General features: G+C 70.3%; 23 protein-coding genes and 1 pseudogene. 20 read left to right on the forward strand and 4 right to left on the reverse strand.

Features of this window, described 5'->3' with window-relative positions; translation table 11 throughout:
- Positions 1 to 272: 272 nt before the first annotated feature.
- Positions 273 to 878, reverse strand: coding sequence for a TetR/AcrR family transcriptional regulator (locus ABT137_RS00775; protein ID WP_351700241.1), 606 nt, complete (start codon positions 876 to 878; stop codon positions 273 to 275).
- 117 nt (positions 879 to 995) lie between these two features.
- Between ABT137_RS00775 and ABT137_RS00780 the strand changes: the two genes are divergently transcribed.
- From ABT137_RS00780 to ABT137_RS00830, 11 genes and pseudogenes are all read left to right on the forward strand, one after another.
- Positions 996 to 1913 carry an alpha/beta fold hydrolase gene (locus ABT137_RS00780; RefSeq protein ID WP_351700244.1) on the forward strand — a complete coding sequence of 306 codons (918 nt, stop codon included), beginning with the start codon at positions 996 to 998 and terminating at the stop codon, positions 1911 to 1913.
- A gap of 78 nt (positions 1914 to 1991) precedes the next feature.
- Entirely contained in the window at positions 1992 to 2414 is a 423-nt protein-coding gene (locus ABT137_RS00785; protein WP_502984446.1) for a DUF4291 family protein, read from the forward strand.
- A 385-nt stretch (positions 2415 to 2799) separates the two neighbouring features.
- Positions 2800 to 3378 carry a hypothetical protein gene (locus ABT137_RS00790; protein ID WP_351700247.1) on the forward strand — a complete coding sequence of 193 codons (579 nt, stop codon included), beginning with the start codon at positions 2800 to 2802 and terminating at the stop codon, positions 3376 to 3378.
- 117 nt (positions 3379 to 3495) lie between these two features.
- Complete coding sequence (locus tag ABT137_RS00795; RefSeq protein ID WP_351700250.1) at positions 3496 to 4845, forward strand: Dyp-type peroxidase; 1350 nt, start codon at positions 3496 to 3498, stop codon at positions 4843 to 4845.
- A 57-nt stretch (positions 4846 to 4902) separates the two neighbouring features.
- Positions 4903 to 6030 (forward strand): catalase family protein, encoded by a 1128-nt coding sequence (locus ABT137_RS00800; protein WP_351700253.1) that lies wholly within the window; start codon positions 4903 to 4905, stop codon positions 6028 to 6030.
- Between the two features lie 543 nt (positions 6031 to 6573).
- Positions 6574 to 7323 carry an SDR family oxidoreductase gene (locus ABT137_RS00805; RefSeq protein WP_351700256.1) on the forward strand — a complete coding sequence of 250 codons (750 nt, stop codon included), beginning with the start codon at positions 6574 to 6576 and terminating at the stop codon, positions 7321 to 7323.
- A gap of 55 nt (positions 7324 to 7378) precedes the next feature.
- Positions 7379 to 7987 carry a VOC family protein gene (locus ABT137_RS00810; protein WP_351700259.1) on the forward strand — a complete coding sequence of 203 codons (609 nt, stop codon included), beginning with the start codon at positions 7379 to 7381 and terminating at the stop codon, positions 7985 to 7987.
- A 92-nt stretch (positions 7988 to 8079) separates the two neighbouring features.
- A complete protein-coding gene (locus tag ABT137_RS00815; RefSeq protein WP_351700262.1) occupies positions 8080 to 8355 on the forward strand; it encodes a DUF6400 family protein in 276 nt (91 codons plus the stop codon).
- Between the two features lie 130 nt (positions 8356 to 8485).
- Positions 8486 to 9532: a polyphosphate kinase 2 family protein gene (locus ABT137_RS00820; protein ID WP_351700265.1), complete on the forward strand. Its 1047-nt coding sequence runs from the start codon at positions 8486 to 8488 to the stop codon at positions 9530 to 9532.
- 4 nt (positions 9533 to 9536) lie between these two features.
- Positions 9537 to 9794 (forward strand): annotated as a pseudogene (locus ABT137_RS00825) (HAD family hydrolase); the annotation flags it as partial.
- Between the two features lie 158 nt (positions 9795 to 9952).
- Positions 9953 to 10417 carry a hypothetical protein gene (locus tag ABT137_RS00830; RefSeq protein ID WP_351700268.1) on the forward strand — a complete coding sequence of 155 codons (465 nt, stop codon included), beginning with the start codon at positions 9953 to 9955 and terminating at the stop codon, positions 10415 to 10417.
- Positions 10418 to 10474: 57 nt separating this feature from the next.
- On the opposite strand, the gene ABT137_RS00835 is transcribed toward ABT137_RS00830, so the two are convergent.
- Positions 10475 to 10828, reverse strand: a complete 354-nt coding sequence (locus ABT137_RS00835) for a DUF805 domain-containing protein (RefSeq protein ID WP_351700270.1) — start codon at positions 10826 to 10828, stop codon at positions 10475 to 10477.
- 171 nt (positions 10829 to 10999) lie between these two features.
- Between ABT137_RS00835 and ABT137_RS00840 the strand changes: the two genes are divergently transcribed.
- The 4 genes from ABT137_RS00840 (at position 11000) to ABT137_RS00855 (ending at position 18377) form a co-directional block, all read left to right on the forward strand.
- A complete protein-coding gene (locus ABT137_RS00840) occupies positions 11000 to 11854 on the forward strand; it encodes a hypothetical protein (RefSeq protein WP_351700273.1) in 855 nt (284 codons plus the stop codon).
- Positions 11855 to 11972: 118 nt separating this feature from the next.
- Positions 11973 to 12737, forward strand: a complete 765-nt coding sequence (locus tag ABT137_RS00845; RefSeq protein WP_351700276.1) for a TIGR03936 family radical SAM-associated protein — start codon at positions 11973 to 11975, stop codon at positions 12735 to 12737.
- A 276-nt stretch (positions 12738 to 13013) separates the two neighbouring features.
- Positions 13014 to 17222: an Rne/Rng family ribonuclease gene (locus tag ABT137_RS00850; RefSeq protein ID WP_351700279.1), complete on the forward strand. Its 4209-nt coding sequence runs from the start codon at positions 13014 to 13016 to the stop codon at positions 17220 to 17222.
- 360 nt (positions 17223 to 17582) lie between these two features.
- Complete coding sequence (locus ABT137_RS00855) at positions 17583 to 18377, forward strand: class I SAM-dependent methyltransferase (protein WP_351700282.1); 795 nt, start codon at positions 17583 to 17585, stop codon at positions 18375 to 18377.
- 66 nt (positions 18378 to 18443) lie between these two features.
- Here ABT137_RS00855 and rfbC read toward each other — a convergent pair whose 3' ends face one another.
- Together rfbC and ABT137_RS00865 are read right to left on the reverse strand one after the other, a co-directional pair.
- Positions 18444 to 19037 carry a dTDP-4-dehydrorhamnose 3,5-epimerase gene (rfbC, locus tag ABT137_RS00860; RefSeq protein ID WP_351700285.1) on the reverse strand — a complete coding sequence of 198 codons (594 nt, stop codon included), beginning with the start codon at positions 19035 to 19037 and terminating at the stop codon, positions 18444 to 18446.
- A 48-nt stretch (positions 19038 to 19085) separates the two neighbouring features.
- The gene (locus tag ABT137_RS00865; protein ID WP_351700288.1) at positions 19086 to 21119 is read right to left on the reverse strand and encodes a glycosyltransferase family 2 protein; all 2034 of its coding nucleotides are present in this window, start codon (positions 21117 to 21119) and stop codon (positions 19086 to 19088) included.
- 347 nt (positions 21120 to 21466) lie between these two features.
- Here ABT137_RS00865 and rplU point away from each other — a divergent pair, with 347 nt between their 5' ends.
- The 5 genes from rplU to ABT137_RS00890 all read left to right on the forward strand — a co-directional run bounded on the left by rplU (position 21467) and on the right by ABT137_RS00890 (position 26856).
- The gene (rplU, locus tag ABT137_RS00870; RefSeq protein ID WP_007381993.1) at positions 21467 to 21787 is read left to right on the forward strand and encodes a 50S ribosomal protein L21; all 321 of its coding nucleotides are present in this window, start codon (positions 21467 to 21469) and stop codon (positions 21785 to 21787) included.
- Positions 21788 to 21801: 14 nt separating this feature from the next.
- Positions 21802 to 22056: a 50S ribosomal protein L27 gene (gene rpmA, locus ABT137_RS00875; RefSeq protein ID WP_010041940.1), complete on the forward strand. Its 255-nt coding sequence runs from the start codon at positions 21802 to 21804 to the stop codon at positions 22054 to 22056.
- Positions 22057 to 22181: 125 nt separating this feature from the next.
- Positions 22182 to 23621, forward strand: coding sequence for a GTPase ObgE (gene obgE, locus ABT137_RS00880; RefSeq protein ID WP_351700291.1), 1440 nt, complete (start codon positions 22182 to 22184; stop codon positions 23619 to 23621).
- Positions 23622 to 23825: 204 nt separating this feature from the next.
- Positions 23826 to 25055, forward strand: coding sequence for a hypothetical protein (locus tag ABT137_RS00885; RefSeq protein ID WP_351700294.1), 1230 nt, complete (start codon positions 23826 to 23828; stop codon positions 25053 to 25055).
- A 301-nt stretch (positions 25056 to 25356) separates the two neighbouring features.
- The gene (locus ABT137_RS00890) at positions 25357 to 26856 is read left to right on the forward strand and encodes a D-ribitol-5-phosphate cytidylyltransferase (RefSeq protein WP_351700296.1); all 1500 of its coding nucleotides are present in this window, start codon (positions 25357 to 25359) and stop codon (positions 26854 to 26856) included.
- Positions 26857 to 26934 lie beyond the last annotated feature (78 nt).

A 26934-nucleotide genomic window follows, 5' to 3' on the forward strand; every position in this document is an offset into this window, starting at 1 on the left:
CATCGCCGACAACAACGGTGGCGCTCCCGAAGGTGAAATACTCCCGGGCCGCCGTGCCACCGCAGAGCGCGTACGCCCACTCGTCGTCCACGAGTGACATGGGAGATATCCCATGAGAATGATCAACCATGTGCAACATCTTCCTCGACGATCCAACGCCGTTGGCCCACATGCCGGATGTCGCCTGACAGCGGCGCCCCAAGAGGTTTGTGAACACGGCTTGACATGTGTCGTCAAGCCGCGTCTACAGACCCGTCAGTGTGCGAACCCTGTCAACCGGCCTGGAAGATCCGGTTCAGGTGACGATTCAGGATGGCGGCTGCGGTCTCGGGGCTGCGCTGGCCGACGAGGACGCTGGTGCCGAGTCCGGCTGACATGGCAAGGAGGCCTGCCGCTTCGTCTCTCGCATCGGTTCCGGGCCCGGTGAGACCGGCCTCTTGTGCCTGCCGGAGGAGCCCGGTGAGGGTGTCCTCGGCGGCATCGGGGTTCGCGATGAAGGGCTGCGCGGCAAGGGCCTCGTCGGTCACGGCCAGGACGGCGTACGAGGTGTAGAGGAAGTGGAACGTGCGGCTTTCGTCATCGGTCGGCAGTGCCGCCATCAGAAGCGCCTCGATCACGGCGCGTGGGCCCGGACTGCTACCGGCTGCTCGAACCCGGGCGGCGACCCGTTCTCCGAACCTCTCCGTCAGATGGTGCAGCCCGAAGAGCAGCAGCTTCTCCTTGGTCTCGAAGTAGTACTGGACCAGCCGCAGTGACACGCCGGCCTCCGCTGCCACGTCGCGCATCCCCACGGCGTGCAGCCCGCGCCGCCCCGCGACCCTGACGAGTGCCTCGGCGATCTCGGTTCGTCGTTGTGCGTGGTCCACGCGTTTCGGCATCGGTTGCGCCTCTCGTCCGTCAGCGTCGGTTGCTCGGCCGGTTTCATGATACGGCTGTATCAATTTAATGATACGGTCGTACCACGATCGAGTTGTTGCCTCTGGAGGTGGCCTTCCGTGCCCGAGACCACGACCCGCGAACGCGTCCGCCCCGACGTAGGGCGGTATGTGAACGACGCCCTTCGCGAGCGCTACTTCTCCGCGTGCGACGCCGTCTACGCCATGGGCGCGCCGGCCGTCGCGCAGGAGGACGTGGAGACCAGCTTCGGAACGACGCACGTCTACCGGTACGGCCCCGACGACCCGGCCGGCGCCTCCCGCACCCCGGTGGTCCTGGTGCATGGCGCGGGCAGCTGCTCCGCGATGTGGTACCCGAACACCCCGGATCTCAGCACCGAGCGCCCCGTCTACGCGATCGACACACCCGGCGACCCCGGCCGCAGTGTTCACCGTGAACCCGTTCACCAGCCCGAACGTGCCGCCCAGTGGCTGGACGAGACACTCGCCGGACTCGGCCTCGACCGCGTCCACCTGGTTGGTTCCTCCTATGGAGGATGGCTCGTCCTGAATCAGGCACACCGCAGGCCCGCACGCCTGGCCTCGGCCACCCTGCTCGACCCAGGCGGCCTTGAGAAGGTCGGCTTGCGTTTCTTCGTCTGGATTTTCATCAGCCTCTTCGCGACCTTCGCGCCCCAGAGGCTGCGCCCTCGGCTGGCGGCCTGGCTGGAGCAGCCGGTCCTCGTCGTGCCACAGTTGCGCGCGATGATCAGAACAAGCGTCCGCGCCTACCGCATTCGCCGCCCGGCTCCACTGCCCCTGTCCGAAGAGGAACTGTCCACCATCCGCACCCCGCTCTATCTGGTGCTCGGCAAGCGAAGCCTCCTTGTGCATCCGACGCGGCAAGTGGAGCGCGTTCCGCGGCTGATACGAGGCGCCCGGGCCGAGATCGTCTCGAACACCGGTCACGGACCGCAGATCGACCACGCGGACGAGGTCAACCGCCGGATGTTGGATTTCATGGACTCGATCGACTGACGGGTGCGGACCCGGGCGGGGCTCAGCCGCGATCTCCGGTCCAGCGACCGTCTCCCGCCAAAGGGTTGCGAACACCGCTTGACCTGGATCAAGCCGTCGTTCCTATGGATGATGTACCGCTGCGGCTGGGGCACGAAGCCGGGGCAGGAGACCGTCCTTGCCGTCGAGATCACCCGCGACGGCTTCGAGTGGGCGCTGCGCAACGCGTGCCTGTCGAGCCATGTACGCGGGCTGCATCCGGACCGCAGTGCCTGGCAACGCGAGTTGAAGAGTGCGCCGACCCGCGTTCAGTGGGACCCCGAGCGCGATCTGCACCTTCAACCCGTGCCGTGTCGCTCGCTGCAACTCGGGCTGTACGGCGAGGCCGTACGCCGCTACGCCGACGAGTGGACGGTCTCCAGCCCACATCGGCCCGACGGGCAAGAAGCTGCTGCCGCTGACGGTGAAGAACGCGGGTCCGGCGCCGGCTTCGAGCGGGCACGTGCACTGACTCTTCCCTGATGGGGAGGGGGCTCGTCGGCATAGTCGGGTGCGGCTTCCGTCCGGGGGGCGTTCCTGTTCGTCTCCGTCCGGGTTCCGGCTCATCAGGAGATGCGGATACCGATGCCTCTCCGAGCAGCTTCGGTCCGAGGACGAAGAACAGGACCGCCATGGCAGCGACGCCGTGCTGAGCTGCGAACTTTGTCCGTGATCGCCCCCGGGTGGGGGCGGAGTGGCTGCCGAGTCGGGCGACGTCCTCCGGGAGCGGGTGCCCCGACCGTCTGAACGCGGGGCCGGGAGATGCGAGACGAGTCGTATGCGGCCACGATGAACAGGTGAGGGCGATGGCGCCTCATGTCCGGACGCTGGGCGACCCTCGCACGCATCGCGGCAGGAGGACGTCACGATGACTGCGAACACAGGCGCAACCCAGTCGGCTCACCCCGAGCGCCCGGGCAGGTCGGACGGGGTCTGCAGTGAGTTCACCGTCTTCACCAAGATCAAGCCGGGCCATGCAGACGCGCTGCGTGAGGATCTCGCGAGGATTGCCGAGGGGGAGAACCGTGCTGCGCTGCGCGAGATCGGCACCCTGCACGACGCACGCCACGTGCTGTTCGACAATGACACCCAGTTCATGTTCGCGAGCGTCTTCGACGGCTCCTGGGACACCTACATCGACGACTTCGGCAAGACGGTGGTCGGGGCGAACTTCGACAGGATCTTCTCGCACAGCGAAGGGTTCCCTGGCGTCGGCGATCCAGGGGTGAAGGACTGGTTCGTCGCCCATCAGGAGCCCGCGGGCGTCTTCGTCAGCTCGTACCCCGATCTGACCGTCCAGCAGATCTGGAAGGACCACCGCGTGGACGACGCGTTCCAGGAAGTGCTGGACACCCCCGAGTTCCGAGCGGCGCTGGAGAACCCGGCCAACGCGGAGCTGGTGGCCACGCCTGCCTTCCAGAAGCTGTTGGAGGAAGCCTCGACGTAGACCCCGGACACAGCCGACCCTCGGATTCCACCCACCCTCGGTGGACCGCGTCGGCCGGTGCAAGTCGGCCGTTGCAGGGCTGTCCAGGCAGAGACCGATATGGAGGCACAGGCGACCATGAACACAGCGGACAGCAGCGCGGCCGGCGTGAGCGTCGAGATCGACGACGTCCAGAGCGGAGCACTGCGTCCACGGCCCGTGCCCTACGAGGGAAAGTTCGTCTTCCTGCGCGTCGATGACCGCCGTGCCGGGCGCGCCCTGCTGCGTCGGCTGCTCCCGGTGACGTCGGGCGGTCTGCCCGACGTGGACCGGAGCCAGGACGCCTGGGTCGCTGTGGCGATCACCTTTCAGGGGCTGCGGGCCCTGGGGGTGCCTCAGGAGTCGCTGGACAGCTTTCCGCAGGCGTTTCGCGAGGGCATGGCCGCCCGGGCGGAGCTGATCGGGGACGTGGGCGAGAGTGCGCCGGCCCACTGGGAGGCGCCGTTCGGAACAGGTGACGTCCACATCGCGTTGAGCGCCCTCTCCTCCGATACGGGACAGCTCGACAAGGAGCTGGAGCGGGCCCGGGTCGCCTACGAGGACACCCCCGGTGTCCAGGTGATCTGGCAGCAGGACGTCCACCAGCTCCCGACCGGGCGTACCACCTTCGGTTTCCGTGACGGCATCAGCCATCCGAACATCGAGGGTGTCGGGCTGCCGGGCTCCAATCCGCAGGAGGCCCCCATCAAGGCCGGTGAGTTCATCCTCGGCTACCCCGACGAAACCGGCAGCCTGCCGCCCATGCCCACCCCCGATGTGCTGGGACGCAACGGCACCTATGCGGCCGTTCGCAAGATTCACACCAACGTGGCGGCCTGGCGCCGGTACCTGCGCGCGAACAGCTCGGGCGCCGAGGAGGAGGCGCTGCTGGCCGCGAAGATGGTCGGGCGCTGGCCGAGCGGGGCGCCGCTGACGCTGACGCCGGAGCACGACGATCCGGAGCTCGCGGCCGATCCGCACCGCGTCAACAACTTCCTGTACCGGGAGAACGACGACCGGGGCTACCGGTGCCCCGCCGGTGCCCACATCCGGCGCATCAACCCCCGCGATTCCACCATCATCGGCGACGCGCGGATGCACCGCCTCATCCGCCGTGGCACCACCTACGGCCCGCCGCTGCCGGAGGGCGTGCTGGAGGACGACGGCGCCGACCGCGGCCTGGTCGGAGTCTTCCTCGGGGCCCACCTGGAACGCCAGTTCGAGTTCATCAAGTCCGAATGGGTCAACGACGGCAACTTCATCGGCTACCCCGGCGAGAAGGACCCGGTGGCCGGGCACCACGGCGGAACCGGCAGCGTCACCATCCCGGAGAAGCCCGTCCGGCGTCGTCTGCAGAACCTGCCCAGCTTCGTGGTCACCCGCGGCGGTGAGTACTGCTTCGTACCGGGTCTGCGCGCCTTGCGCTGGCTCGCCGAACTTGAGGACTGAGGACGAATTCAAGCCCCTGAGGTGCGATCACGGTCTCCCGGAGGAGAGGTCGAAGTCATGGCAGCACAGTTCGTCCGCTACACACCGGACGTCGAAGACGACGACCCGGACTTCGACCGCAACGTGCAGACGGTGATCGAGAAGACCGAGAGCTACATCGGCGAGTCGGTCACGGCCGGCGGCACCGGACGGGCCCTTCGCGACGCCCATGCCAAGGGCTACGGGCTGGTCCGAGGGGAAGTGGAGATCCTGGCCGGGCTGCCCCCCGAGTACGCCCAGGGAATCTACGCGACTCCGGGAACCCACGACGCCCTCATCCGCTTCTCCAACGGCTCGCCCCACGCCGGGGCCGACGCGACACTGGGTGCGGCCACCGGGCTGGCGCTGAAGATGTTCGGCATCCCCGGCCCGACCCTGCTGGAAGACGAACCGGACACGGGCACGTTCGACTACGCCAACATCAACGGACCGGTCTTCTTCTGCAACACGGTCGAGCACTACCTGTTCATCCAGGAGCTGTTCCTGAACGCGCCGGCCTACTTCTCCCAGGGCCGCCCCGGTGCACATCGTTTCTTCACCGAATTCGTGACCGGAAAGGGAACGCTGGACCAGGACAACTGGGCGTGGGACGAGTTCCTCGCCTTCCTGCGCCTGTCGAAGACGCCTCCGGCGAACCTGTTGCTGTCGAGCTACTGGACGATGGGTGCGGTCCGGCACGGGGACTACATCGCCAAGGTGCGCATCACTCCCGACCCGACGTCCGCCGCCGGGGTGGTCCGGCGCACCCTCGACCCGACCTCGGCGGCGGAGGTCTTCCGGCCGGCCCTGCAAGCAGAGTTGCAGGAGGGGCCCTACGTCTTCGACATCCAGATCCAGCTCTGCACCGACCTGGAGCGCATGCCGGTGGAGGACACCACCGTGGAGTGGCCCGAGCAGCTCTCGCCGTCCTTCACCGTGGCGAAGCTGCGGCTGCCGCAGCAGGACATCTCCGGCCCGGAGAACCTGGAGAAGATGGACGCGCTGTCCTTCACGCCCTGGCGGGTCACCGCCGAGCACGCGCCCCTGGGCAACATCATGCGGGCCCGCAAGGAGGTCTACCGGCGATCCTCCATCGCCCGCCACAACCTCAACCGGCAACCGCGTACAGAGCCCCGCAGCGCCGACGAGGTACTCGGCCGGGCCTGATGACCGGCCGGCCCGATGAAGCGGCTCGGCGGGTGACAGCCCGGGGCAGGAGGTCGGCCAGGGCTGGTGGGGCCGGATGGCGGGGGCGGGGTGTGCCGGCGGGTCCGGATGCCGTTCCGCCGGGTGGGTGACAGACTGAGGTTCCGGACTCGGCTGGCCGTGGCGGAGAGTTCGGGGCGGACCCGACCGTCCCCGCTCCGTGCGGCGCCGCAGCGATCGACCCGTTCGCCGGCGGGTTCCCGCTCAACGGCATGCGGGCCCGTTCCTGCGTCGACACCGCCGCACGCCTCGGGCAGGAGTTCGGCTGCCACGTGGTCCTCGTCCGCGACGCCATCGGCTCCTTCACCTGGGTTTCCTCACCTGGGCTCTTTCAACTGCGAGGAGATGACAGCGACGTTCGACCTCGACGCGCCCCCGTACGCCCACGCCGTGCTCAGCACCGACGAGTTCGTCGGCCCCGTGGACGGTGGGCACGGAGGGGGTTCCCGGTAACGGCCGGCAGGGCCTGCGAAGTGGACGGTGCCGGCGGACGTGGAGGCGGTCATGGCTGGTGGGTCGAACGGAGCGCCCGGAGAACTGGCCGGGCAGACGGTCGTCGTGGTGGGCGGCAGCGCCGGCATCGGTCTGGAGACGGCGCGCCAGGTGCGGGCGGCCGGCGGCGACCTGGTGCTGGTGGCGCGCAACGCCGAGCGCCTGCGGCGGGCCGCGGACGAACTGCACCCGCTGAGCACGGCCGTGCTCGACGCCCAGGACACCGCACACCTGGAGCGCTTCCTCGGGGAGCTGCCCGGACGGGTCGACCACGTGCTGGTGACGGCGGGCAGCCCGTCGTACACCCCGCTCGGCGAACTCGATCCGGCCGACGCCGCCCGGGACTTCGGCGCGCGGATGGCCATGGTGCTGGCGGTGGCGCGGGCGGCCCGGGAGAAGGTCAGGGCCGGGGGAACGCTGCTGTTCATCGGCGGCACCGGCGGCCGGCGGCCCGCGCCCGGGATGGCCGTCGTGGGCGCGGTCACCGCGGCGCTGCCGGCGCTCACCGCCAACCTGGCCCTGGAGGTCGCCCCGGTCCGGGTCAACCTCATCGCCGCCGGGTTCGTGGACACCCCGCTGTCCGCAGCCCTCCTCGGCGACCAACTGGAGGCGCGGCGCGAGGAGTTGCGCAAGACGCTGCCCATCGGCCGGGTGGTCGGCCCGGCGGACGTGGCCGCTCTCGCCGTGCACATCATGGTCAACGACGCTCTCACCGGCGCCACTTACGACATCGACGGCGGTCAGCAACTGCTCGCCCACTGACCGCCCGCCCTCGCCGGCATCCCCCTACGCCCCTACCGGACGGGAGGCGCGAGCCATGGACATGAAACTGGAGGTCGTCGTCGTGCCGGTCACCGACGTCGACCGGGCCAAGGACTTCTACACCACCCTGGGCTGGCGGCTCGACGCGGACGTCGCCGGCGACGGGGACTTCCGGGTGGTGCAGGTCACCCCGCCGGGCTCCCCGGCGTCGGTCATCTTCGGGTCCTCGGTCACCGACCAGGCTCCGGGCTCGGCCCAGGGCCTGCACCTGATCGTCGACGACATCAGGACCGCCCACGACGAGCTGGCCCGGCACGGCGCCCACCCGAGCGACGTGTTCCACGACGCCGGCGGCGTCTTCCACCACGCCGGCGCCGACGCCCGGGTGGCGGGCCCCGACGGCAGCTACGGCTCCTTCCTGTCGTTCAGCGACCCGGACGGCAACGGCTGGCTCCTCCAGGAGGTCACCACCCGGCTCCCGGGACGGCTCGACCCCGCCGCCACCACCTTTTCCTCCGCCGGCGACCTGGCGGACGCCCTGCGCCGGGCCGCGGCCGCACACGGTGAGCACGAGGCACGCACCGGCGGCGAGGACCCTGACTGGCCGGACTGGTACGCGCGGTACCTGGTGAGCGAGCAGGCCGGGACCGAACCGCCCTCCTGAGCCGGCAGCGGCCGTCCCATCCCCTCCGACCTGCTGTGAGGTGCCCCACGGGCCCTTGTCGTCACCCGGAGGGCTTACCTAAATTCGGTTATATGTCCGACAAAGATGCCTCCCGTCCCACCGAGCCGGTCGAGTTCTCCGTCGACCTCACCGGTCACGAGCTGACCCGCCGCGCCCATGTCATGGCGGCGCTCGGCGACGACTGGGACCCCGTCGAGACGGTGCGGGGCGAGGAGGAGGCGTACGACATGCTGTACTCCGGCCTCGACCCGGAACAGCAGCGGCTGTACGACACCCTCCTCGCGGCCGGTGTCCTTCCGCGCCGCGGGGACGGCGGACGTCCCGGCGGCGACGACACCGCCGCCTGATCCGCGCGCCCGGGCACACGGGTGCCGGCTTCCCGCCGTACCCCGCGTTACGGCGCGAACCACCCGCGAGGGGTGAGGACGTCCCCGGCGGCCGGCGCAAGCATGGTCGGTCCGGAAGGGCGGGTGGGCCATGGGTGACGACAGAGCTGACAGAGTCGGCAGTGCCGACCGCATCGCGGAGTTCATCGAGCCGCTGCGCGTGGAGCCCGGCAGCAAGGTACGGCTGGCCGAGGACTTCGACCCCGGTTTCAGAGCCGGCATCAGCAAGAAGAAGGACGGCGTCGAACTGCTCCGCAGCGGTATCGAGCAGCTGGCCGACTACCAGCGGCGGCTGGCCGCCCAGGACACCTACGGGGTGCTGCTGTGCCTGCAGGCCCTGGACGCCGGCGGCAAGGACGGCACGATCCGCCATGTCATGAGCGGAGTGAATCCGCAGGGCGTGCGTGTGGTCGGCTTCAAGGTTCCCTCGAACGAGGAACTCGACCACGACTATCTGTGGCGTTACTCCCGGAACCTGCCGGGCCGCGGTGAGATCGGCATCTTCAACCGCTCCCACTACGAGGAAGTGCTCGTGGTGCGGGTGCACCCGGACAACCTGCGCCGCCAGAAACTGCCTGACGCGGCCCGCGGCCCGGACGTGTGGGAGCGGCGCTACCGCGAGATCAACGACTGGGAGCGCTACCTGACCGACAACGGCTTCAGGATCGTGAAGATCTTCCTGAACCTGTCGAAGGAAGAACAGCGCACCCGTTTTCTCAAACGCATCGACGTACCCGAGCGGAACTGGAAGTTCTCGTCGGCAGACGTGCGTGAGCGGGCCTACTGGGACGACTATCAGCGGGCGTTTTCACAGATGTTGTCCGCCACCAGTACGCAATGGGCGCCCTGGTACGTCGTTCCCGCCGACCACAAGTGGTTCGCCCGGGTGTGCGCAGCCGCCGTCCTGGTGCACACCCTGATGGACATCGACCCGCAGTACCCGCAGGTCAGCGACCAGAAACGGCGCGAACTCGCCGAGGTCAGGGAGGAACTGGAGGCGGAGGCACCCGCGGGCGCCGCCCCGGACCCGTACGAGGCGGGAGAGAAGAGAAACAACGGGAAGAAGACGAAGAACAACAAGACGAAAAACAAGAACAAGACGAAAAACAAGACCAAGAGCAAGAAGGCGCCTTCATGACCGCGCCGTCACTGGCGCCGCCATCGCCGCCATCGTCGGGCAGCTCGGCATCGAGGGTGAGGCGATGCCGGGCGCGGACTTCGCCGCCCTGCCGGAGAGCGAACGGCTCGCCCGGATCGACGGCATCGGCGTCGTCGGCCGGGTCGCACCCGAGCACAAGGTGCTGCTCGCCGAGACGCTGAAGAAGAAGGGCGGCGCCGTCGCCATGACCGGCGACGGCGTCAACGACGCGCCCGCGATCAAGGCGGCCGACGTCGGCATCCCTGTTCGACCCTGACGCGCCATGGACCGGGTCTCCCGGGCGCCGACGAAACCGTGACACGACCGCCATGGAAGCCGTACCGAACCGGCCGCACAATCAGGAAAACCGAACACGAGTGTGCAGTCGAACACCGACGGACGGCGGGGGAGCTGGCGGACATGGAACTGGAACTGGGATACGACCTGCTGGGCGGCCGACTCCGCAGCATCGGGGAGGTCGAACTCACCTACGGCCGGTGGGGCGGCCGGCCCCGCACGCTAGGGCCGCATCCGCTGGAGTACGACCTGCTCGGCAGCAGGCTGCGCCGGATCGGCGACGTCGAGATCGGCTACGGCCGCCTGGGCAGCGTCCCCAGGACGTTCGGGACCTGGGACGTCGACTGCGCCGCCTGGTCCGGGATCCCGCGGCGGATCGGGCCGTACCCGATCGACCACCCCAGGCTCAGCGGCCGGGTGCGCGGGATCGGCCCGCTCTCCGTGGAGTACGACCTGCTGGGCGGGCGGCCCCGCCGCGTCGTCCTGCCCGCCGGCCTGCACGCCCTCCCCGACGACCTCCTGCGCGTGCTCTTCCTGGTCCTGCACCTGCAGACCGAACGCAACAAGAGCTCGTCCTCCGCCGCGTAGCGGAAACCGGCGAGGGCCCGCCGGACGGTTCCGGCGGGCCCTCGGGGTGACGGCGGGTCAGACGGCGGCCGCGTACTTCGGGTTGACGCCGTACTGGTTCTCCTCCGGCTTGCCGTCGGAGGCGAGCCAGACGAGCACGAAGATCCAGCCGACCAGCGGGATGATGCCGACCAGGATCGCCCAGCCCGAGCGGCCGGTGTCGTGCAGCCGGCGGACCGCGACACCGAGGCTCGGCAGCAGGACCGCGAGGTCGTAGATCGCGGCGAGGGCGCTGAAGTGGATGGCCGCGCCGACGGCGATGAGCACGATCGCGATGATCGTGTTGATCAGCGTGAACATCCAGTATTCCTGCCGACGCGCGCGTCCGCTGAACACCACGTACTTCTTCAGTACGTCCACGTACCAGTTCATTACTCGTCCCCCCGGGGATCAAGGCTTGATTGGTTCCACAGCAAATCAAGCCGACGTGGCCGGTTCCAATCAGATTGGCGTGCGCGGGTCAACCGTTATCGTCTCGCCGCCGATCGGTGATCAAGGCCGGCCGATCGCATCCGCGCGGTGCGCGATAACGTCTCTCCGGCCATGGACATGCAGAAACGGCCCCAGCGGCCGCCACAACCACAGCCGCAGCACCCCGAGGGATGCCTGGTCGTCGCGATCAGAATCCCCGTGCGGATCTTCGTCTTCCTGGTCGTGCTGCCGGTACGCCTGCTCTGGGACGCGTTCGCCGCAACCGCACGGTTCCTGTGGCGGTACGTCCTCGCCCCGGTGGGACGCGCGATCGGCCGGATTCTCCACGGGCTCCTCGTCGTACCCCTGATCTGGCTGTACCGCCACCTGCTCACCCCCCTCGGCCACGCCCTCCTGTGGCTCTGCGCGCGGGTGTTCCCTCCGGTCGGCCATGCGCTCGTGTGGTTCTACGCGCGCGTGCTCACCCCGATCGGTCACGCGGTCGTCCGGCTTCTCACGCCCGCCGTGAAGGCCGTGGCCCGGGTGTTCGACATGCTCGGCACCGCCCTGTACTGGACCGCGCGCGTGCTCCTGGTCCTGCCCGCCCTCGCCCTGTGGCGCTGGATCCTCGCCCCGGCCGGCCGTGTCCTCGGCATCGTCCTCAGGGAGATCGGAGAGGCCCTCGGCCACGCCTGGCGGGCCGCCGGGTACGTCGCACATGCCGTCGGACGGGTGCTCGGCACCCTCTTCCGGTGGATCTTCCTGGAGCCCGCGCGGTGGGTGTACCGGACCGTCCTCACCCCGGTCGGACACGTCGTCCGCGACCTTGTCCTGCGCCCCGCTGCCCAGGCCGCTCGCGCGATCGGCCGTGCCGTCCGCCAGGCCCGCGCCGACCTCCGCCGCGCCCTCTTCGGCGAGCCGCAGCGGCCCGCGCCCGTGGACCGCCGGGAACCCAGGGGCCGCGACACACGTACTCTTGATGGATAGCAGCACACAGCCGTACGGCCCACAGCGGTACGGCCCTCGCACAAGAACGCACAAGAACCACGAAGGACTGACGACACTGGGCAAGCGACAGCCCGAAGGCCCGCCGCCCGCACCCGCGGTGCAGCGCATCCGACTGCGCTACACCAAGCGCGGCCGCCTCCGGTTCACCAGCCACCGTGACTTCCAGCGCGCCTTCGAGCGTGCGCTGCGCCGCGCCGAGGTACCGATGGCGTACTCGGCGGGGTTCACACCGCACCCGAAGGTGTCGTACGCCAATGCCGCACCCACCGGCACGGGCAGCGAGGCCGAGTACCTGGAGATCGCGCTCACCGCACACCGCGACCCGGAGCGGCTGCGCGCCCTCCTCGACGAGTCCCTGCCCGCCGGGCTCGACATCGTCGACGCGGTCGAGGCACACACGTCCGGACTGGCCGACCGGCTCACCGCCTCCGTGTGGGAGCTGCGGCTGGCCGGCCAGGACCCGGCGGAGGCCGAGAACGCCGTCGCGGCGTTCAACGCCACCGAGTCCGTCGAGGTCCAACGCACCACCAAGAACGGCGTGCGCACCTTCGACGCCCGCCCCGCCGTCGTGCAACTTGAAACACAGAGTGAAACGGCTGATAGGCCGACCGACCAGCCCTGTGCGATACTGCGGCTGGTTGTTCGGCACGTGACGCCTGCCGTACGACCCGACGACGTCCTGTCCGGTCTCCGCGCCGTGGCCGACCTGGCGCCGCCGGTCCCCGCAGCGGTGACCAGGCTGGCGCAGGGGCTGCTCGATGAAGAGACCGGCACGGTGACCGACCCGCTCGCGCCCGACCGCGAGGCAGCCGAGGCCCTCTCGAAGGCCGAACCGACTGCCGCCGCGACGGTGCCGGCGTAAGGAAGGTCCCGCGAAGGACGGACGTCGTAGCGCCGCCCTCGTACTCGGGAGCCACCTGGGTCGGGCAGCGCACCGACCAGCAGACTTTCGCCAGGCCGTCCGCGACAAGGCGTACGGAACCGGCGAGACAGGACACAGAGAGCTCCTGTGCGGCGCCCGCGCCCCACACGGCGGCACCGCGCATCGCGCGAGCCGTGGACGTCACCGGCGGTCGCTCGAACCGATCGACGCCGGACCAGGCGCGGCGCCCGGGAGCCTGACGGGAGAAACGCCCGCATGCTCGAACCGACCGAGCCCACCGAGGGCTCCGAACTGAACACCCCCAGCGACACCCTGCCGCCGCGCAGGCGTCGCCGTGCCGCGTCCCGCCCCGCGGGACCGCCCGCCGGGACCGAGGCCGTGGCCGAGACCACGGCGCCGGCCATACCGGCCGCCGAGACCTTCGAATCCGCCGCCGAAGCGACGGAAGAGGTCACGGAAGAGATTGCCGAGGCCCCTGAGACGGCCGAGGCCGTCGAGACCCTGGGAGCCGTTGAGGAGGCCGCGCCCGCTCCGCGGACGCGTCGCCGGGCGACCCGCCGGGTGTCCGCACCCGCCGAGGCCGCCGAGGCGGCGGAGACCGTTGTACCTGCCGCCGTCGCAGCAGCAGCCGGGTCCGGTGCTGCCGGTGCCGTGACCGAGCCCGCCGAGAGCACGGCCGCGGCCGAGGCCGCCGCCGACAGTGACGAGGAGGCCGCCCCGCGTCGTACGCGTCGTCGTGCGACCCGCCGCGTCTCCGCGCCGGCCGCGGTGGAGGAGCCGTCCGCCGTGGCGGGGACGGAGCAGGCACAGCAGCCGGAGACCGCCGAGGCGGCCGAGGCCCCTGAGACGGTCGAGGCCACCGACGCCGTCGAGCCCGTGGGAGCCGTTGAGGAGGCCGCGCCCGCTCCGCGGACGCGTCGCCGGGCGACCCGCCGGGTGTCCGCACCCGCCGGTGCCCCGGAGGCCGCCGAGGCGGCCGAAGAGGCCGCGGCCGTCGCAGCCGAGGCCGGTACGGAGACCGCCGCGTCTGCCGAGGCGGTCGAGGCGACTGAGCCCGTCGAGGCGACTGAGCCCGTCGAGGCGACTGAGCCCGCCGAGGCTCCTGAAGAGACCGCGTCCGTTCCCCGTACCCGTCGCCGCGCCACCCGCCGGGTGTCCGCGCCCGCCGGTGCGCCCGAGGCCGCTGCCGCCGGGACGGCCACCGCCGAGGAGCCGCAGGCGGCGGTCGCCGAGACCCCGGCCGCCGAGCCGGCCGAGTCCGCCGAGCAGGCCGAGGCGCCGCGCCGCAGGCGTCGCGTCGTGCGGCAGGCCGCCACCGGGTTCTCCGCGCCCGCCGCCCGGACCGGCGCCGAGGAGGAGGAGCCGCAGCGCCGCCCGGCCCGCCCCGCCGTCGCCGTCTTCCAGGCGCCCGTGTTCACCGAGCCGAAGTTCCAGACCCCGCAGCGCGCCGCCGCCGAGGCGGCCGCGTCGGCGGCAGGCGCCGAGGAACCGGAGGAGTTCGCGGCGGTCACCGCTGCCCCCGTCACCTCTGCCACCTCTGCTTCTTCTCCTGCCACGGCGTTCGCCGCCGAGCCGGCCGAGCAGGCCGAGGCCGGTTCGCGCCGCCGGCGCCGCCGCCGGGGCGCCGCGGAGGAGGCCCCGGTCACCGAGGCCACCGCCGAGGACGAGACCGACGAGCCGGAGGAGTCCGCCGAGGACCTCGCCGACGGCGAGGACGAGGCCGAGGAGTCCGGCTCCCGCCGACGCCGCCGTCGCGGTGGCCGGCGCCGCCGTCGCGGTGACGCCGCCGACGGCGAGGGTGGCGACGACGGCACCGACGAGCTCGCCGCCGAGCAGGCCGAGCAGGACGCCGAGGACACCGCCGAGCAGGAGGAAGAGGACGACGAGGAGGCCCACGACGAGGCCGGCATGTCGTCCTCCAGCAGCCGCCGTCGCCGGCGCCGCCGCCGTCGGGCCGGGGACACCCCCGACAACGAGCCCGGCGAGGGCGACCCGGAGCGCACGGTCGTCAAGGTCCGTGAACCCCGCAAGCCCTCCGAGCCGTCCGACGAGGTCCAGTCCATCAAGGGCTCGACCCGCCTGGAGGCCAAGAAGCAGCGCCGCCGCGAGGGCCGCGAGCAGGGTCGCCGACGCGTCCCGATCATCACCGAGGCCGAGTTCCTCGCCCGCCGCGAGGCCGTCGAACGCGTGATGGTCGTACGCCAGCACGGCGACCGCACCCAGATCGGCGTCCTGGAGGACGGCGTGCTCGTCGAGCACTACGTCAACAAGGAGCAGGCCACCTCGTACGTCGGCAACGTCTACCTGGGCAAGGTCCAGAACGTGCTGCCGTCGATGGAGGCCGCCTTCATCGACATCGGCAAGGGCCGCAACGCCGTCCTCTACGCCGGCGAGGTCAACTTCGAGGCACTCGGCATGGCCAACGGGCCGCGCCGTATCGAGGCCGCCCTCAAGTCCGGCCAGTCCGTGCTCGTCCAGGTGACGAAGGACCCGATCGGCCACAAGGGCGCCCGTCTGACCAGCCAGGTCTCCCTGCCCGGCCGTTACCTCGTGTACGTCCCCGAGGGCTCGATGACCGGCATCAGCCGCAAGCTGCCCGACACCGAGCGCGCACGCCTGAAGACCATCCTCAAGAAGATCGTCCCCGAGGACGCGGGCGTCATCGTGCGCACCGCCGCCGAGGGCGCCAGCGAGGACGAACTGCACCGCGACGTCGAACGGCTCCAGGCGCAGTGGGAGGACATCCAGAAGAAGTCGAAGAACGGCAACGCCCCGACGCTGCTGTACGGCGAGCCCGACATGACCGTCCGGGTCGTCCGCGACATCTTCAACGAGGACTTCTCCAAGGTCGTCGTCAGCGGTGACGAGGCCTGGGAGACCGTCCACGGCTACGTCTCGCACGTCGCGCCCGACCTCGCGGGACGGCTGTCGAAGTGGACCTCCGAGGTCGACGTCTTCGCCACCTACCGGATCGACGAGCAGCTGTCCAAGGCACTGGACCGCAAGGTCTGGCTGCCGAGCGGCGGTTCGCTGGTCATCGACCGGACCGAGGCGATGGTCGTCGTCGACGTCAACACCGGCAAGTTCACCGGCCAGGGCGGCAACCTCGAAGAGACCGTCACCCGCAACAACCTGGAGGCGGCCGAGGAGATCGTCCGCCAGCTGCGGCTGCGCGACCTCGGCGGCATCATCGTCATCGACTTCATCGACATGGTCCTGGAGTCCAACCGGGACCTGGTGCTGCGGCGCCTGCTCGAATGCCTCGGGCGGGACCGTACGAAGCACCAGGTGGCCGAGGTGACCTCGCTGGGGCTCGTCCAGATGACCCGCAAGCGCGTCGGACAGGGCCTCCTGGAGTCCTTCTCCGAGACCTGCGTGCACTGCAACGGCCGTGGCGTCATCGTCCACATGGAGCAGCCCAGCTCCGGTGGCGGCGGTGGCGGCGGCAAGCGCAAGAAGCGCGGGCGCGGCGGCGACGGACACGAGCACGACCACGACGTGCACGAGACGCACGAGGTCGTGGCCGACGGGGCCGTCGAGCACGCCGAGGCCGTCCACGCGGTCGAGACGGCGGCGGAGGTCGCGGCCGAGGCCGCCGGGCCCGTCGCACTGCCCGCGCCCGACTTCGCGCCGGACGAGGAGCTGTACAGCAGCGTCGCCGAGGCGGAGGCCGCGGCCGGCCGCGGCCGTACCCGCCGCCGGGCGAGCCGCCGGGCCTCGGCTCCGGCCGGCGCGCCCAAGGGCCGTACGGCACGCACCGAGACCGCGCAGGACGTACCGGCCGCCGTCGAGGCGGAGCGTCCGGTGCTGCCGGAGCCGGCCGCCACGGCGCACGCCGAGCCGGTCGCCGCGGAGGACCTGGTCGTCGAGGCCGCTCAGGCCCCGGCCGCCGAGGAGACCGCTCCCAAGGGCCGTACGCGTCGGCGCGCCACCCGGAAGGTGTCGGCGCCCGCCGGCTCCCCGGCCGGTGCCGAGGCGACCGTGGTGACGGTCGTCGCCGAGAGCGCCCCGGTGACGGAGACCGTCGCGGAGGCGGTGACGGAGACGGTCGCCGAGACGGCGCCGGAACCGGTCGCGGAGCCCGAGGCGGCCGCGGCCGCCGAGAGCGCCGCTCCGGCCCGCCCGCGCCGCCGTGCGGTGCGCAAGGCCACCGCGCCGACCGCGTCCGAGGAAGCGGCCGTCGTGGTCGTACCGTCGGCGGAGACGCCGGCGGCGGCCGAGGAGGCTCCCACCGAGGCTGCCGAGGAGGGCGTCGAGGAGGCCGTGCCGGCCAAGAAGACGGCCCGCAAGACGGCCGCCAAGAAGACCGCGGCGAAGAAGACGGCCGCGAAGAAGACGACGGCCAAGAAGACGGCGGCGAAGAAGACGACGGCCAAGAAGGCGGCCAAGACCGCCAAGACGGCCGCCGCCAAGTCGACGGCGAAGAAGACCACCACGGTCGCCACCGCCTCCGACGAGGACTGACGGCCCCCGTCCCACGCCCCAGCCATCGGCTCCCGGTCCCACGACCGGGAGCCGATCGCATGTGCGCCGGGTCGACGCCGGATCGACGGACCGCTCCAGCGCCTGCGCCAGCGCCTGCTCCAGCGCCCCGTGCCCCTCGTGGCCGACGAGTCCGTCGGCACCACCGCGGCCGATCAGCGCAGTACCAGCGCGGCCGATCACCGCGGCACCCGCGTGCGGCGGCCCAAGCTCGCCCCCCCACCCGCCGTCGGGCGCACAGGGAACGCTCGGTAAATTGAGGGGAAAGGTTACGCGCACGCTTGTCAACGAGTAACTTCGCCGGGAACCCGAACAGCGGAATTACGACGAAAGGCCGCTCCAGTGAACCGTCATGAACTGCTGCGTGGACTGCACCGTGTCTACCGCCCGCGCAACTATCTGGAGATCGGCGTCAATGACGGCCGCAGTCTGGCGCTCTCGCGCGTGGCGTCCGTGGCGATCGACCCGGCCTTCAAGGTGGTGACGTCGATCAGCTGCGATGTTCACCTGGTCCAGTCGACCAGTGACGACTTCTTCGCCCGCAAGGACCCGCTGGTGCACCTGCGGCGAGGCCGCAACCCCTTCCGCGCCCTCGCCCGCCGCGACCCGCTCGGGGTGCTCGGAGGCGATCCCACGCTGGAATTGTCGTTCATCGACGGCATGCACCTCTTCGAGTACGCGTTGCGCGACTTCATGAACGTCGAACGCCACTCACGCTGGTCGAGCGTGATCGTCCTCGACGACATGCTGCCCCGCGACGTGGACGAGGCGGCGCGCGACCGGCACACCAAGTACTGGACCGGCGACGTCTACAAACTCGTGACGGTCCTGCGCAGGTACCGCCCCGACCTGGTCGTCCTCGAGGTCGACACCGCCCCGACCGGTGTCGCCGTGGTCTTCGGGGCCGATCCGCAGAACACGGTGCTCAAGGAGGCGTACGACGACATCCTCAAGGAGTACGTCACCCCGGATCCGCAGGCGGTCCCCGACGAGGTGCTGGTGCGCAAGCACGCCGCGCGGCCGGAGGCGCTGCTGGCGGCGGACTTCTGGCCCGCCCTGATCAGGGCCCGGAACCTGCGTCGTCCGCGCGCGGGCTTCGAGCGGCTGCGGGGGCAGATCGCGGCGCTGGGCGGCTGAGCCGCAGGAGGACAAGGACGAGGGGGCCCCGCGGAAGATCCGCGAGGCCCCCTCGTCATACCGGTCTCAGGCGCGCAGCTCCGCCAGGTAGGCCTGGCAGGCCTCGTAGGACGGCAGCAGGCCCTGGGCTTCGGCCTCGGCCAGGGACGGCGCCGCGGCGTCCTTCTCGGACAGCACCGGGGTCAGCCCCGACGGCCACTCGATGCCCAGCGCGGGGTCGAGCGGGTGGATGCCGTGCTCGCGCTGCGGGGCGTACCCCTCGGAGCACAGGTACACCACGGTGGCGTCGTCGGTCAGCGCCATGAAGGCGTGCCCGAGCCCCTCGGAAAGGTAGACCGAGTGGTGGTCCACGTCGTCCAGCCGCACGGCTTCCCACTGCCTGTACGTGGGTGAGCCCGTACGGATGTCGACGATGACGTCCAGCACGGCGCCACGTACGCACTTGACGTACTTGGCCTGGCTGGGCGGTACGTCGGCGAAGTGGATGCCGCGCAGGGTGCCGCGGCTGGAGACCGAACAGTTGGCCTGTGCCAGATTCAGGTGATGGCCCGTGGCCCCGGCGAAGTCCGATCCCTTGAACCACTCGTGGAAGCTCCCGCGGGCGTCCGGAAAGACCTTCGGTTCGTGGATCCAGGCGCCGGCGATGCCGAGCTCCCGCATGTCGTTCACATCCTTCTCGTGGTGCGTGTCCGTGGTGGGTCCGGCGGATCAGCCGGTCAGCCGCGCCGCCAGGCCGCGCAGCTTCTTGCGGGCCGGCGCGGGCAGCCTGCGCACGACCGGACCGCCGACGGCGCGCAGCCGCCGCCGCAGGGCCGCCTTGCGGCGCTTGGACACCGTCGTGCGGACGAGCTCGGCATCCACCACGGGCAGGGCCTCGTCGAGCCGCAGCCGCCCGTTGCTCCTGACGGTCACGGTGCACAGCGGCAGGGCCGCGTCCTTCTCGCCGTCCAGCCGGGCCGCCAGGCTCCAGCGGCCGGCGGGAACCGACGCCGCGCGCGCGGGAACGGCGATGTGGGCGCGGCCGGCCACGTTGCGGATCTCGGCGGACACCACGTGCGTACCGCCGCCGTCCCCGGAGCTGAGGACCAGCTCGGTCTTGGCCGGCGCGGTCTTCGGACGGGTGAACACGTCCAGCCGCAGCTCCGGACGGTTGCCCGGCATCCGCTGCACGGGGCGGTTCTCCAGGTACGGCGCCAGCCTCTTGCTGCGGCGGGCGACGTCCAGGGTGAGGTTGCCGTGCGGGTCGGTGAAGTACGGGATGACCGGACGGGCGGGGGAGCCGAGCAGCGCGGGACGCAGCTCCGTCTCCACACCGGCGACGCGGTCGGCGCCGAGCCGGGCCTTGCGGACCAGACCGAGGCCCCGGACGCTGACCCAGATGTCCCAGAAGCCCTTGGAGACCGGGCCGCGCCCCTTCACGCCCTGGGGGCTGACCACGCCGCTGCCGCGCAGGACGACCTCGCAGACGCCGTCGCCGAGGTCCTCGACCTGCGAGGTGAACTCGGCCGCGCACGGCCACTCGACGGCCGTCTCGCGGTTGCGCAGCGACATCTCGGCCTTGAACTGGTCCATCTCGTCCGTGACGTCGACCAGCTCGTCGGCCCCCAGCACGTCCTGGACCAGCTCGGGGTGCAGGTAGAAGCGGCCGTCGCGGCGCAGCAGGCGGACCGGTTCGGCGTCGTCGCCGTGCACCAGCCGGGCGCTGAGGGTGACGGCAAGCTTGCCGTCGGGCCGCCACTCGGCCTCCTCCAGCCGGGTCGCGCCCTTGACGGAGAGCCCGAAGCGGGCGAACCGCAACAGGCCGTCGCCGTCGTCACGGCGCAGCAGCGTCGAGCGGACCCGGGTGAGGGCGCCGAGCCCGTCGCGCACGCCCTCGCCCATGAACTCCTCGGCCAGCGGCCGCACGGCCTCCAGCATCTCGCCGAGGTAGGCCTCGTCGTACTTGAGGACGTTCGGCTCGCTGAGCCGGCCGAGCATCTCCACCCGGTAGAAACGGCGCAGCAGCAGGTCGCGGAAGTCGCCGGGCTCGGTGTTCGCCATGACGACGTCGAGCACCTCACGGAGATTCCCGTAGTAACCCGACGGGACGATGCGCGCGGAACCCGCGTTCTTGCCGTCGTCGCGCTTCGAGTAGTAGTAGCAGGTGTAGCTGCCGAGGATGGAGACGACCTTGGCGGGGAAGTACGCCTCCATCATGTACAGCTGGTCCTCCAGGCGCCGCTTGCCCTCGGGATAGGCGATCTTGTTCTCGCGCAGGAACTCCGTGCGGAACATCTTGTGCGGCGTGAGGCTGTCGTACAGCGGCGCGTCGTGGATGGTGCACTTCTCCCGGTCCGCCTTGAAGACGCCGTGCGGTACGCCCCGGAAGTTGCTGGCCACCTTGCCGATGACGATGTCGGATCCGTTGCGGTGCCCCATCTCGTACAGTCGGCGCAGAGCGTCGGAGGCCAGGTAGTCGTCCTGGTCGACGAACTGGACGTACTCGCCCTTCGCCTCGCCCACGCCGATGTTCCTCGGCTTGCCGGGCCAGCCGGAGTTCGGTATGTGAATCACCCGGAAATGCGGGTGCTTCTCGGCGAGGGCGTCCAGTTCCGCGGGACTCTCGTCGGTCGAACCGTCGTCGACGAACAGGACCTCGAACTCGTTTGCGGGAAGCGTCTGCCTCAACAGGGAGTCGATGCAGGGTTGGATGTACTTTCCCGGGTTGTAGACCGGGATGATGACGCTCACCTTGATCGACATCTCTGTTACCTGGCTCCAGTTTTGGGATGCTGACTGCGACATTAATGATCCGTGTACAGCCGGTGGCCAACTGATGCACGAGTGGAGGTCACAGGGTAACCGCAGCCGCTTCTCAGGAGCGACCGGGTCGGCGGTGGCGTCGGTGGTGGAGATCGGCACGGGCCCGGTTTGACCGCCTCCGCGCGGCCCCGTAACCTTGACCGTCGGCGTGTCCATGGATATGAGGACGTGCCACATCCCCGTAAACCTCTTCCTCCGGAGCGCACCCTGTTCCGGAGAGGCCGCCCGCGTTCGCCGGGCGGCTGGACTGCGGGGGTGCCGTTCCCGAGCGAGAGAGTGAGATCCGCGTGTACGCCATCGTGCGCAGCGGTGGTCGCCAGCACAAGGTTGCTGTCGGCGACATCGTTGAGGTTGACAAGATTTCCACCGCCAAGGTTGGCGACACGGTCGAGCTCTCGACCCTGCTCGTTGTCGACGGCGACGCTGTGACCAGCGACCCGTGGGTCCTGGCCGGCATCAAGGTCCAGGCCGAGGTCGTGGACCACCACAAGGGCGTCAAGATCGACATCCTTCGCTACAAGAACAAGACCGGCTACCGCCGTCGTCAGGGCCACCGCCAGCAGTACACGGCGATCAAGGTCACTGAGATCCCCGCGGCTGCGAAGTAAGGGACTGAGGAGAGATGGCACACAAGAAGGGCGCATCGTCCACCCGTAACGGTCGTGACTCCAACGCTCAGCGCCTCGGCGTGAAGCGCTTCGGCGGTCAGGTCGTCAACGCGGGCGAGATCCTGGTCCGCCAGCGTGGCACCCACTTCCACCCGGGTGCGGGCGTCGGCCGTGGCGGCGACGACACGCTGTTCGCGCTGCAGGCCGGTTCGGTGCAGTTCGGCACCCACCGTGGCCGCAAGGTCGTGAACATCGTCCCGGTCGCCTGAGCCTGATTTCAGGGCCCAGACCGAACGTTTCGCGAGGCGGACCTCACTTCCCGATCGGGAAGGCGGGTCCGCCTTTCGCGTGTTGACATAGGTATTACCCCGTAAGTATCTGGAGGCACTGCACCATGACCACCTTCGTGGACCGCGTCGAGCTGCACATCGCCGCGGGTAACGGAGGCCACGGCTGCGCCTCCGTACACCGGGAGAAGTTCAAGCCGCTCGGCGGCCCCGACGGCGGCAACGGCGGCCGCGGCGGCGACGTCATCCTGACCGTCGACCAGTCCGTGACGACTCTTCTCGACTACCACCACTCCCCGCACCGCAAGGCCACCAACGGCAAGCCCGGCGAGGGCGGCAACCGGGCCGGCAAGGACGGCCAGGACCTGATCCTGCCCGTGCCCGACGGCACGGTGGTGCTGGACGAGGCCGGCAACGTCCTCGCCGACCTCGTCGGCCACGGCACCTCCTACGTCGCCGCCCAGGGCGGCCGCGGCGGCCTCGGCAACGCGGCCCTCGCCAGCGCTCGCCGCAAGGCGCCCGGCTTCGCGCTGCTCGGCGTGCCCGGGGACCTCGGGGACATCGTCCTGGAGCTGAAGACCGTCGCGGACGTGGCCCTGGTCGGCTACCCGAGCGCCGGCAAGTCCTCGCTGATCTCCGTCCTCTCGGCCGCCAAGCCGAAGATCGCCGACTACCCGTTCACCACCCTGGTCCCCAACCTCGGTGTGGTGACCGCCGGTTCCACCGTCTACACCATCGCCGACGTGCCGGGACTCATCCCCGGCGCCAGCCAGGGCCGGGGCCTCGGCCTGGAGTTCCTGCGCCATGTCGAGCGGTGCAGCGTCCTCGTCCACGTCCTCGACACCGCGACCCTGGAGTCCGAGCGCGACCCCGTCTCCGACCTCGACGTCATCGAGGAGGAGCTCAAGCAGTACGGCGGCCTCGGCGACCGGCCCCGGATCGTCGTCCTCAACAAGATCGACGTCCCCGACGGCAAGGACCTCGCCGAGATGGTCCGCCCCGACCTGGAGGCCCGCGGCTACCGCGTCTTCGAGGTGTCCGCGGTCGCCCACCTGGGCCTGCGCGAGCTGACGTTCGCGCTCGGCGAGCTGGTCGGCCAGGCCCGCGCGGCCAAGCCCAAGGAGGAGGCGACCCGGATCGTCATCCGGCCCAAGGCCGTGGACGACGCCGGCTTCACCGTCATCCAGGAGGAGGACGGCCTCTTCCGGGTGCGCGGCGAGAAGCCCGAACGCTGGGTCCGCCAGACCGACTTCAACAACGACGAGGCCGTCGGCTACCTCGCCGACCGCCTCAACCGGCTCGGCGTGGAGCAGGAGCTGATGAAGGCGGGTGCCCGCGGGGGTGACGGCGTCGCCATCGGCCCCGAGGACAACGCCGTCGTCTTCGACTGGGAGCCGTCCATGATGTCCGGCGCCGAGATGCTCGGCCGGCGTGGCGAGGACCACCGCTTCGAGGAACAGCGGCCCGCCGTGCAGCGCCGCCGCGACCGGGAGGCGGAACGGGACGAGTCCCTGCGGGAGTACGGCGACTTCGACCCGTTCGAGTAGGACCCGGGCCCCCGGCCTCAAGGGGGGCGGCTTCCTGCGTCGTCGGCACCGTCGGCACCGTCAGACGAACCGGGCGTACAGGCCGTGGCATGTGCGAACCGGGCGCGCCGAAAGTCAAGTCTGTGTAACAGGAGCCTGGGACTCATCTGTGTCCCAGGCTCCTCTCAGGTGAACCTAAGGTGAACGTCTTACCTTTCGTTAACCATGGAGACGGACTGTACGAGAGGCGAAGCCCCGGTGAACAACGCCACTACAGGCCCCGCAGGCCCCACCGGTCCCCTTGCCGCCCTGCCCGCCGGCACCCGCCTGCTGCACATCGGCCCGCACAAAACGGGCACCACGGCCATCCAGGGCGCCCTGTTCGCCGTGAAGGACCGGCTGCCCGAACACGGTGTGGTGTTCCCGGCGACCACCCGGCACCCGATGGAGGCCGCCCTCGCCGCCTGCGCCCGGCCCGCGATGATGGGCGACACCGTGCCCACCGAGAAGCACTGGACACGGCTGCTTCAGCAGGTCGAGGCCACCGGCACCCGCACCTCGGTGATCAGCAGCGAGTTCTTCGCCGACGCCCCCGACGACGAGACCGTCGCCCGCATCGTCGAGCAGCTCGGCGGCGAACGCGTCCACGTCCTCGTCACCCTCCGCCCGCTCGCCAGGATCATGCCCTCCCAGTGGCAGCAGTACGTGCAGAACGGACTGCGCATGGGCTACGAGGACTGGCTGGACCACATGCTCCGCAAAGCCCCCTACGAGAAGCCCAACCCCAGCTTCTGGCGCCGGCACCGGCACGACCGGCTCGTCGAACGCTGGGTCCGCGCGGTCGGCGCGGACCGGATCACCGTCGTCGTGGTCGACGACCGGGACCGCGGCGGCCTGATGCGCACCTTCGAAGCCCTCCTCGGACTTCCCGAGAATCTCCTCCAGCCCGTCCCGGACACGGCGAACCGCTCCCTCACCCTCGCCGAGACCGAAATGCTGCGAAAGCTCAACGCGGAATTCCGCGGCAATGGACTCCCCGACGAGCTGTATTCCAAGCTCGTCCGCAACGGCGCCGTCATGCATATGAAGAACTCGTGCAGCCCCACCGCCGCCGACGTGAAGATCTCCACCCCCGTCTGGGCCGTCGAGGCCGCCGGCCGCATCGGCGCCGAGATGGTGGAACGCATCGGCGCCATGGGCGTCCGCGTCGTCGGCGACCCGGCCCGGCTCTACGCCCTGCCCGCCATCCCCGCGCAGCCGGGACCGCCCGCCGCCGAGGCCCGCATCGCCCCCGAGGTCGCCGCCCAGGCCCTCTACGGCGCGCTCGCCGCGGCGGCCGCGGCCCCGGTACGCCACACCGCCGAGGCGAAGTCCCGCACCGTGCACCAGACGTCGTCGAAGGAACTGGTGCGGATCCTGGGGCACCGATGTCTGAAGAAGCTGCGACGCCGGTGAGGTGGTGCCGGGAGGCCGAGCCGCGAGGACGGCTTAGCGCGGCTAAGTCGTCCCCGAGGCACGGCGTAGTGCTGCTGAGACGTGCACCGGGTCACGCACAGCAATCGGAATGACCTGTGTAGTTACTCACAGCAAATTCGCGGAACTCTTCCAGTGGTCCGGCGGGCGGCGCCCATCACCAGCGACGCAAGGTGAATGAAAGGTTGCGGGCACATATGCAGTGGACGGCGCTCACCTTGCACAGCGGTTACCGGAAGTGGGACCATTTCCAGGTTCCCTGATGCCCCAAGGTAGGTCACCTGTGTCCCAGCACATAGCCAAGCCCCGAACCACCGCAGTGATCCTGGCCGGTGGCACCGGTCAGCGGGTGGGTCTGTCGATCCCCAAGCAACTGCTGAAGATCGCCGGCAAGGCCGTCATCGAGCACACCCTGGCCACCTTCGACAAGGCCGACTCGATCGACGACATCATCGTGCTGATGGCACCGGGCTACGTCGCGGACGTCGAGAAGATCGTCGCCAAGGCCGGGTTCGCGAAGGTCAAGAAGATCATCGAGGGCGGCAACACGCGGAACGAGACCACCGAGCGCGCCATCGAGGCGCTCGGCGAGGGCCTGGCCGAGGGCGAGGACCTCAACGTCCTCTTCCACGACGCCGTACGCCCCCTGCTGTCACGGCGCGTCATCGACGACTGCGTGACCGCGCTGGAGCGCTACGAGGCCGTCGACGTCGCCATCCCGTCCGCCGACACCATCATCGTCACGCGGACCCACGGCGGGGACGGCGAGTTCATCACCGAGATCCCGGACCGCTCCCGGCTGCGCCGCGGCCAGACCCCGCAGGCGTTCAAGCTGTCCACGATCAAGCGGGCCTACGAGGTCGCCGACGGCGACCCCAACTTCCAGGCCACCGACGACTGCTCCGTCGTCCTCAAGTACCTGCCGGACGTGCCGATCCACGTCGTCGCCGGCGACGAGTACAACATGAAGGTCACCCAGCCCGTCGACGTCTTCATCGCCGACAAGCTCTTCCAGCTCGCATCCACCGCCGCCCCCGAGCAGAACGGCGAGGACGCCTACCGCGAGCTCCTCACCGGCAAGACCGTGGTGATCTTCGGCGGCTCGTACGGCATCGGCAAGGACATCGCCGAACTCGCCGAGTCCTACGGCGCGAACGTCTACGCGCTGGGCCGCTCCACCACCGGTACCCACGTGGAGAACCCGGAGGAGGTCGACGACGCGCTCTCCAAGGCGTACGCCGAGACCGGCCGGATCGACTACGTCGTCAACACCGCGGGCGTGCTGCGCATCGGCAAGCTCGCCGAGACCGACAACGCCACCATCGAGGAGGCGCTGAAGGTCAACTACCTGGCCCCGGTGCAGATCGCCCGCTCCAGCTACAAGTATCTCGCCGAGACCCAGGGCCAGCTGCTGCTCTACACCTCCAGCAGCTACACCCGCGGCCGCGCCGAGTACAGCCTCTACTCCTCGACCAAGGCCGCCATGGTGAACCTCACCCAGGCCCTGTCCGACGAGTGGGCCGGCGACGGCGTCCGCGTCAACTGCATCAACCCCGAGCGCACCGCCACCCCGATGCGCACCAAGGCGTTCGGCCAGGAGCCGACGGGCTCGCTGCTCTCCTCCGAAGCCGTCGCCCGCACCTCCCTCGACGTGCTGCTCTCCGAACTCACCGGCCATGTCATCGACGTCCGCCAGCAGGACCCGACGGCGGCCGCCGGGCAGGCCTCCGGCTTCGACCAGGCCCTGGCCAGCGTCCTGGACCGACAGGACGGCGTGGCATAATCGACAGCCATTAGTCATCTGTAATTCAGGCCTCTGTGGTTGCGCGTTCGCGGAGCAATCGCAGGGGCCTGAACCCGT

Source organism: Streptomyces sp. NPDC001980 (assembly GCF_040296885.1).
Lineage (GTDB): Bacteria > Actinomycetota > Actinomycetes > Streptomycetales > Streptomycetaceae > Streptomyces.

Bases quoted from the DNA above. Each gene is read 5' to 3' on its own strand.
- ABT137_RS00790 (WP_351700247.1), top strand. From the start codon at position 2,800: ATGACTGCGAACACAGGCGCAACCCAGTCGGCTCACCCCGAGCGCCCG.
- ABT137_RS00805 (WP_351700256.1), top strand. From the start codon at position 6,574: ATGGCTGGTGGGTCGAACGGAGCGCCCGGAGAACTGGCCGGGCAGACG.
- ABT137_RS00830 (WP_351700268.1), top strand. From the start codon at position 9,953: ATGGAACTGGAACTGGGATACGACCTGCTGGGCGGCCGACTCCGCAGC.
- ABT137_RS00850 (WP_351700279.1), top strand. From the start codon at position 13,014: ATGCTCGAACCGACCGAGCCCACCGAGGGCTCCGAACTGAACACCCCC.
- ABT137_RS00840 (WP_351700273.1), top strand. From the start codon at position 11,000: ATGGACATGCAGAAACGGCCCCAGCGGCCGCCACAACCACAGCCGCAG.
- ABT137_RS00810 (WP_351700259.1), top strand. From the start codon at position 7,379: ATGGACATGAAACTGGAGGTCGTCGTCGTGCCGGTCACCGACGTCGAC.
- ABT137_RS00775 (WP_351700241.1), bottom strand. From the start codon at position 878: ATGCCGAAACGCGTGGACCACGCACAACGACGAACCGAGATCGCCGAG.
- ABT137_RS00865 (WP_351700288.1), bottom strand. From the start codon at position 21,119: ATGTCGATCAAGGTGAGCGTCATCATCCCGGTCTACAACCCGGGAAAG.
- ABT137_RS00835 (WP_351700270.1), bottom strand. From the start codon at position 10,828: ATGAACTGGTACGTGGACGTACTGAAGAAGTACGTGGTGTTCAGCGGA.
- ABT137_RS00800 (WP_351700253.1), top strand. From the start codon at position 4,903: ATGGCAGCACAGTTCGTCCGCTACACACCGGACGTCGAAGACGACGAC.
- ABT137_RS00885 (WP_351700294.1), top strand. From the start codon at position 23,826: ATGGAGACGGACTGTACGAGAGGCGAAGCCCCGGTGAACAACGCCACT.
- ABT137_RS00815 (WP_351700262.1), top strand. From the start codon at position 8,080: ATGTCCGACAAAGATGCCTCCCGTCCCACCGAGCCGGTCGAGTTCTCC.
- ABT137_RS00795 (WP_351700250.1), top strand. From the start codon at position 3,496: ATGAACACAGCGGACAGCAGCGCGGCCGGCGTGAGCGTCGAGATCGAC.
- rpmA (WP_010041940.1), top strand. From the start codon at position 21,802: ATGGCACACAAGAAGGGCGCATCGTCCACCCGTAACGGTCGTGACTCC.
- ABT137_RS00820 (WP_351700265.1), top strand. From the start codon at position 8,486: ATGGGTGACGACAGAGCTGACAGAGTCGGCAGTGCCGACCGCATCGCG.
- rfbC (WP_351700285.1), bottom strand. From the start codon at position 19,037: ATGCGGGAGCTCGGCATCGCCGGCGCCTGGATCCACGAACCGAAGGTC.
- obgE (WP_351700291.1), top strand. From the start codon at position 22,182: ATGACCACCTTCGTGGACCGCGTCGAGCTGCACATCGCCGCGGGTAAC.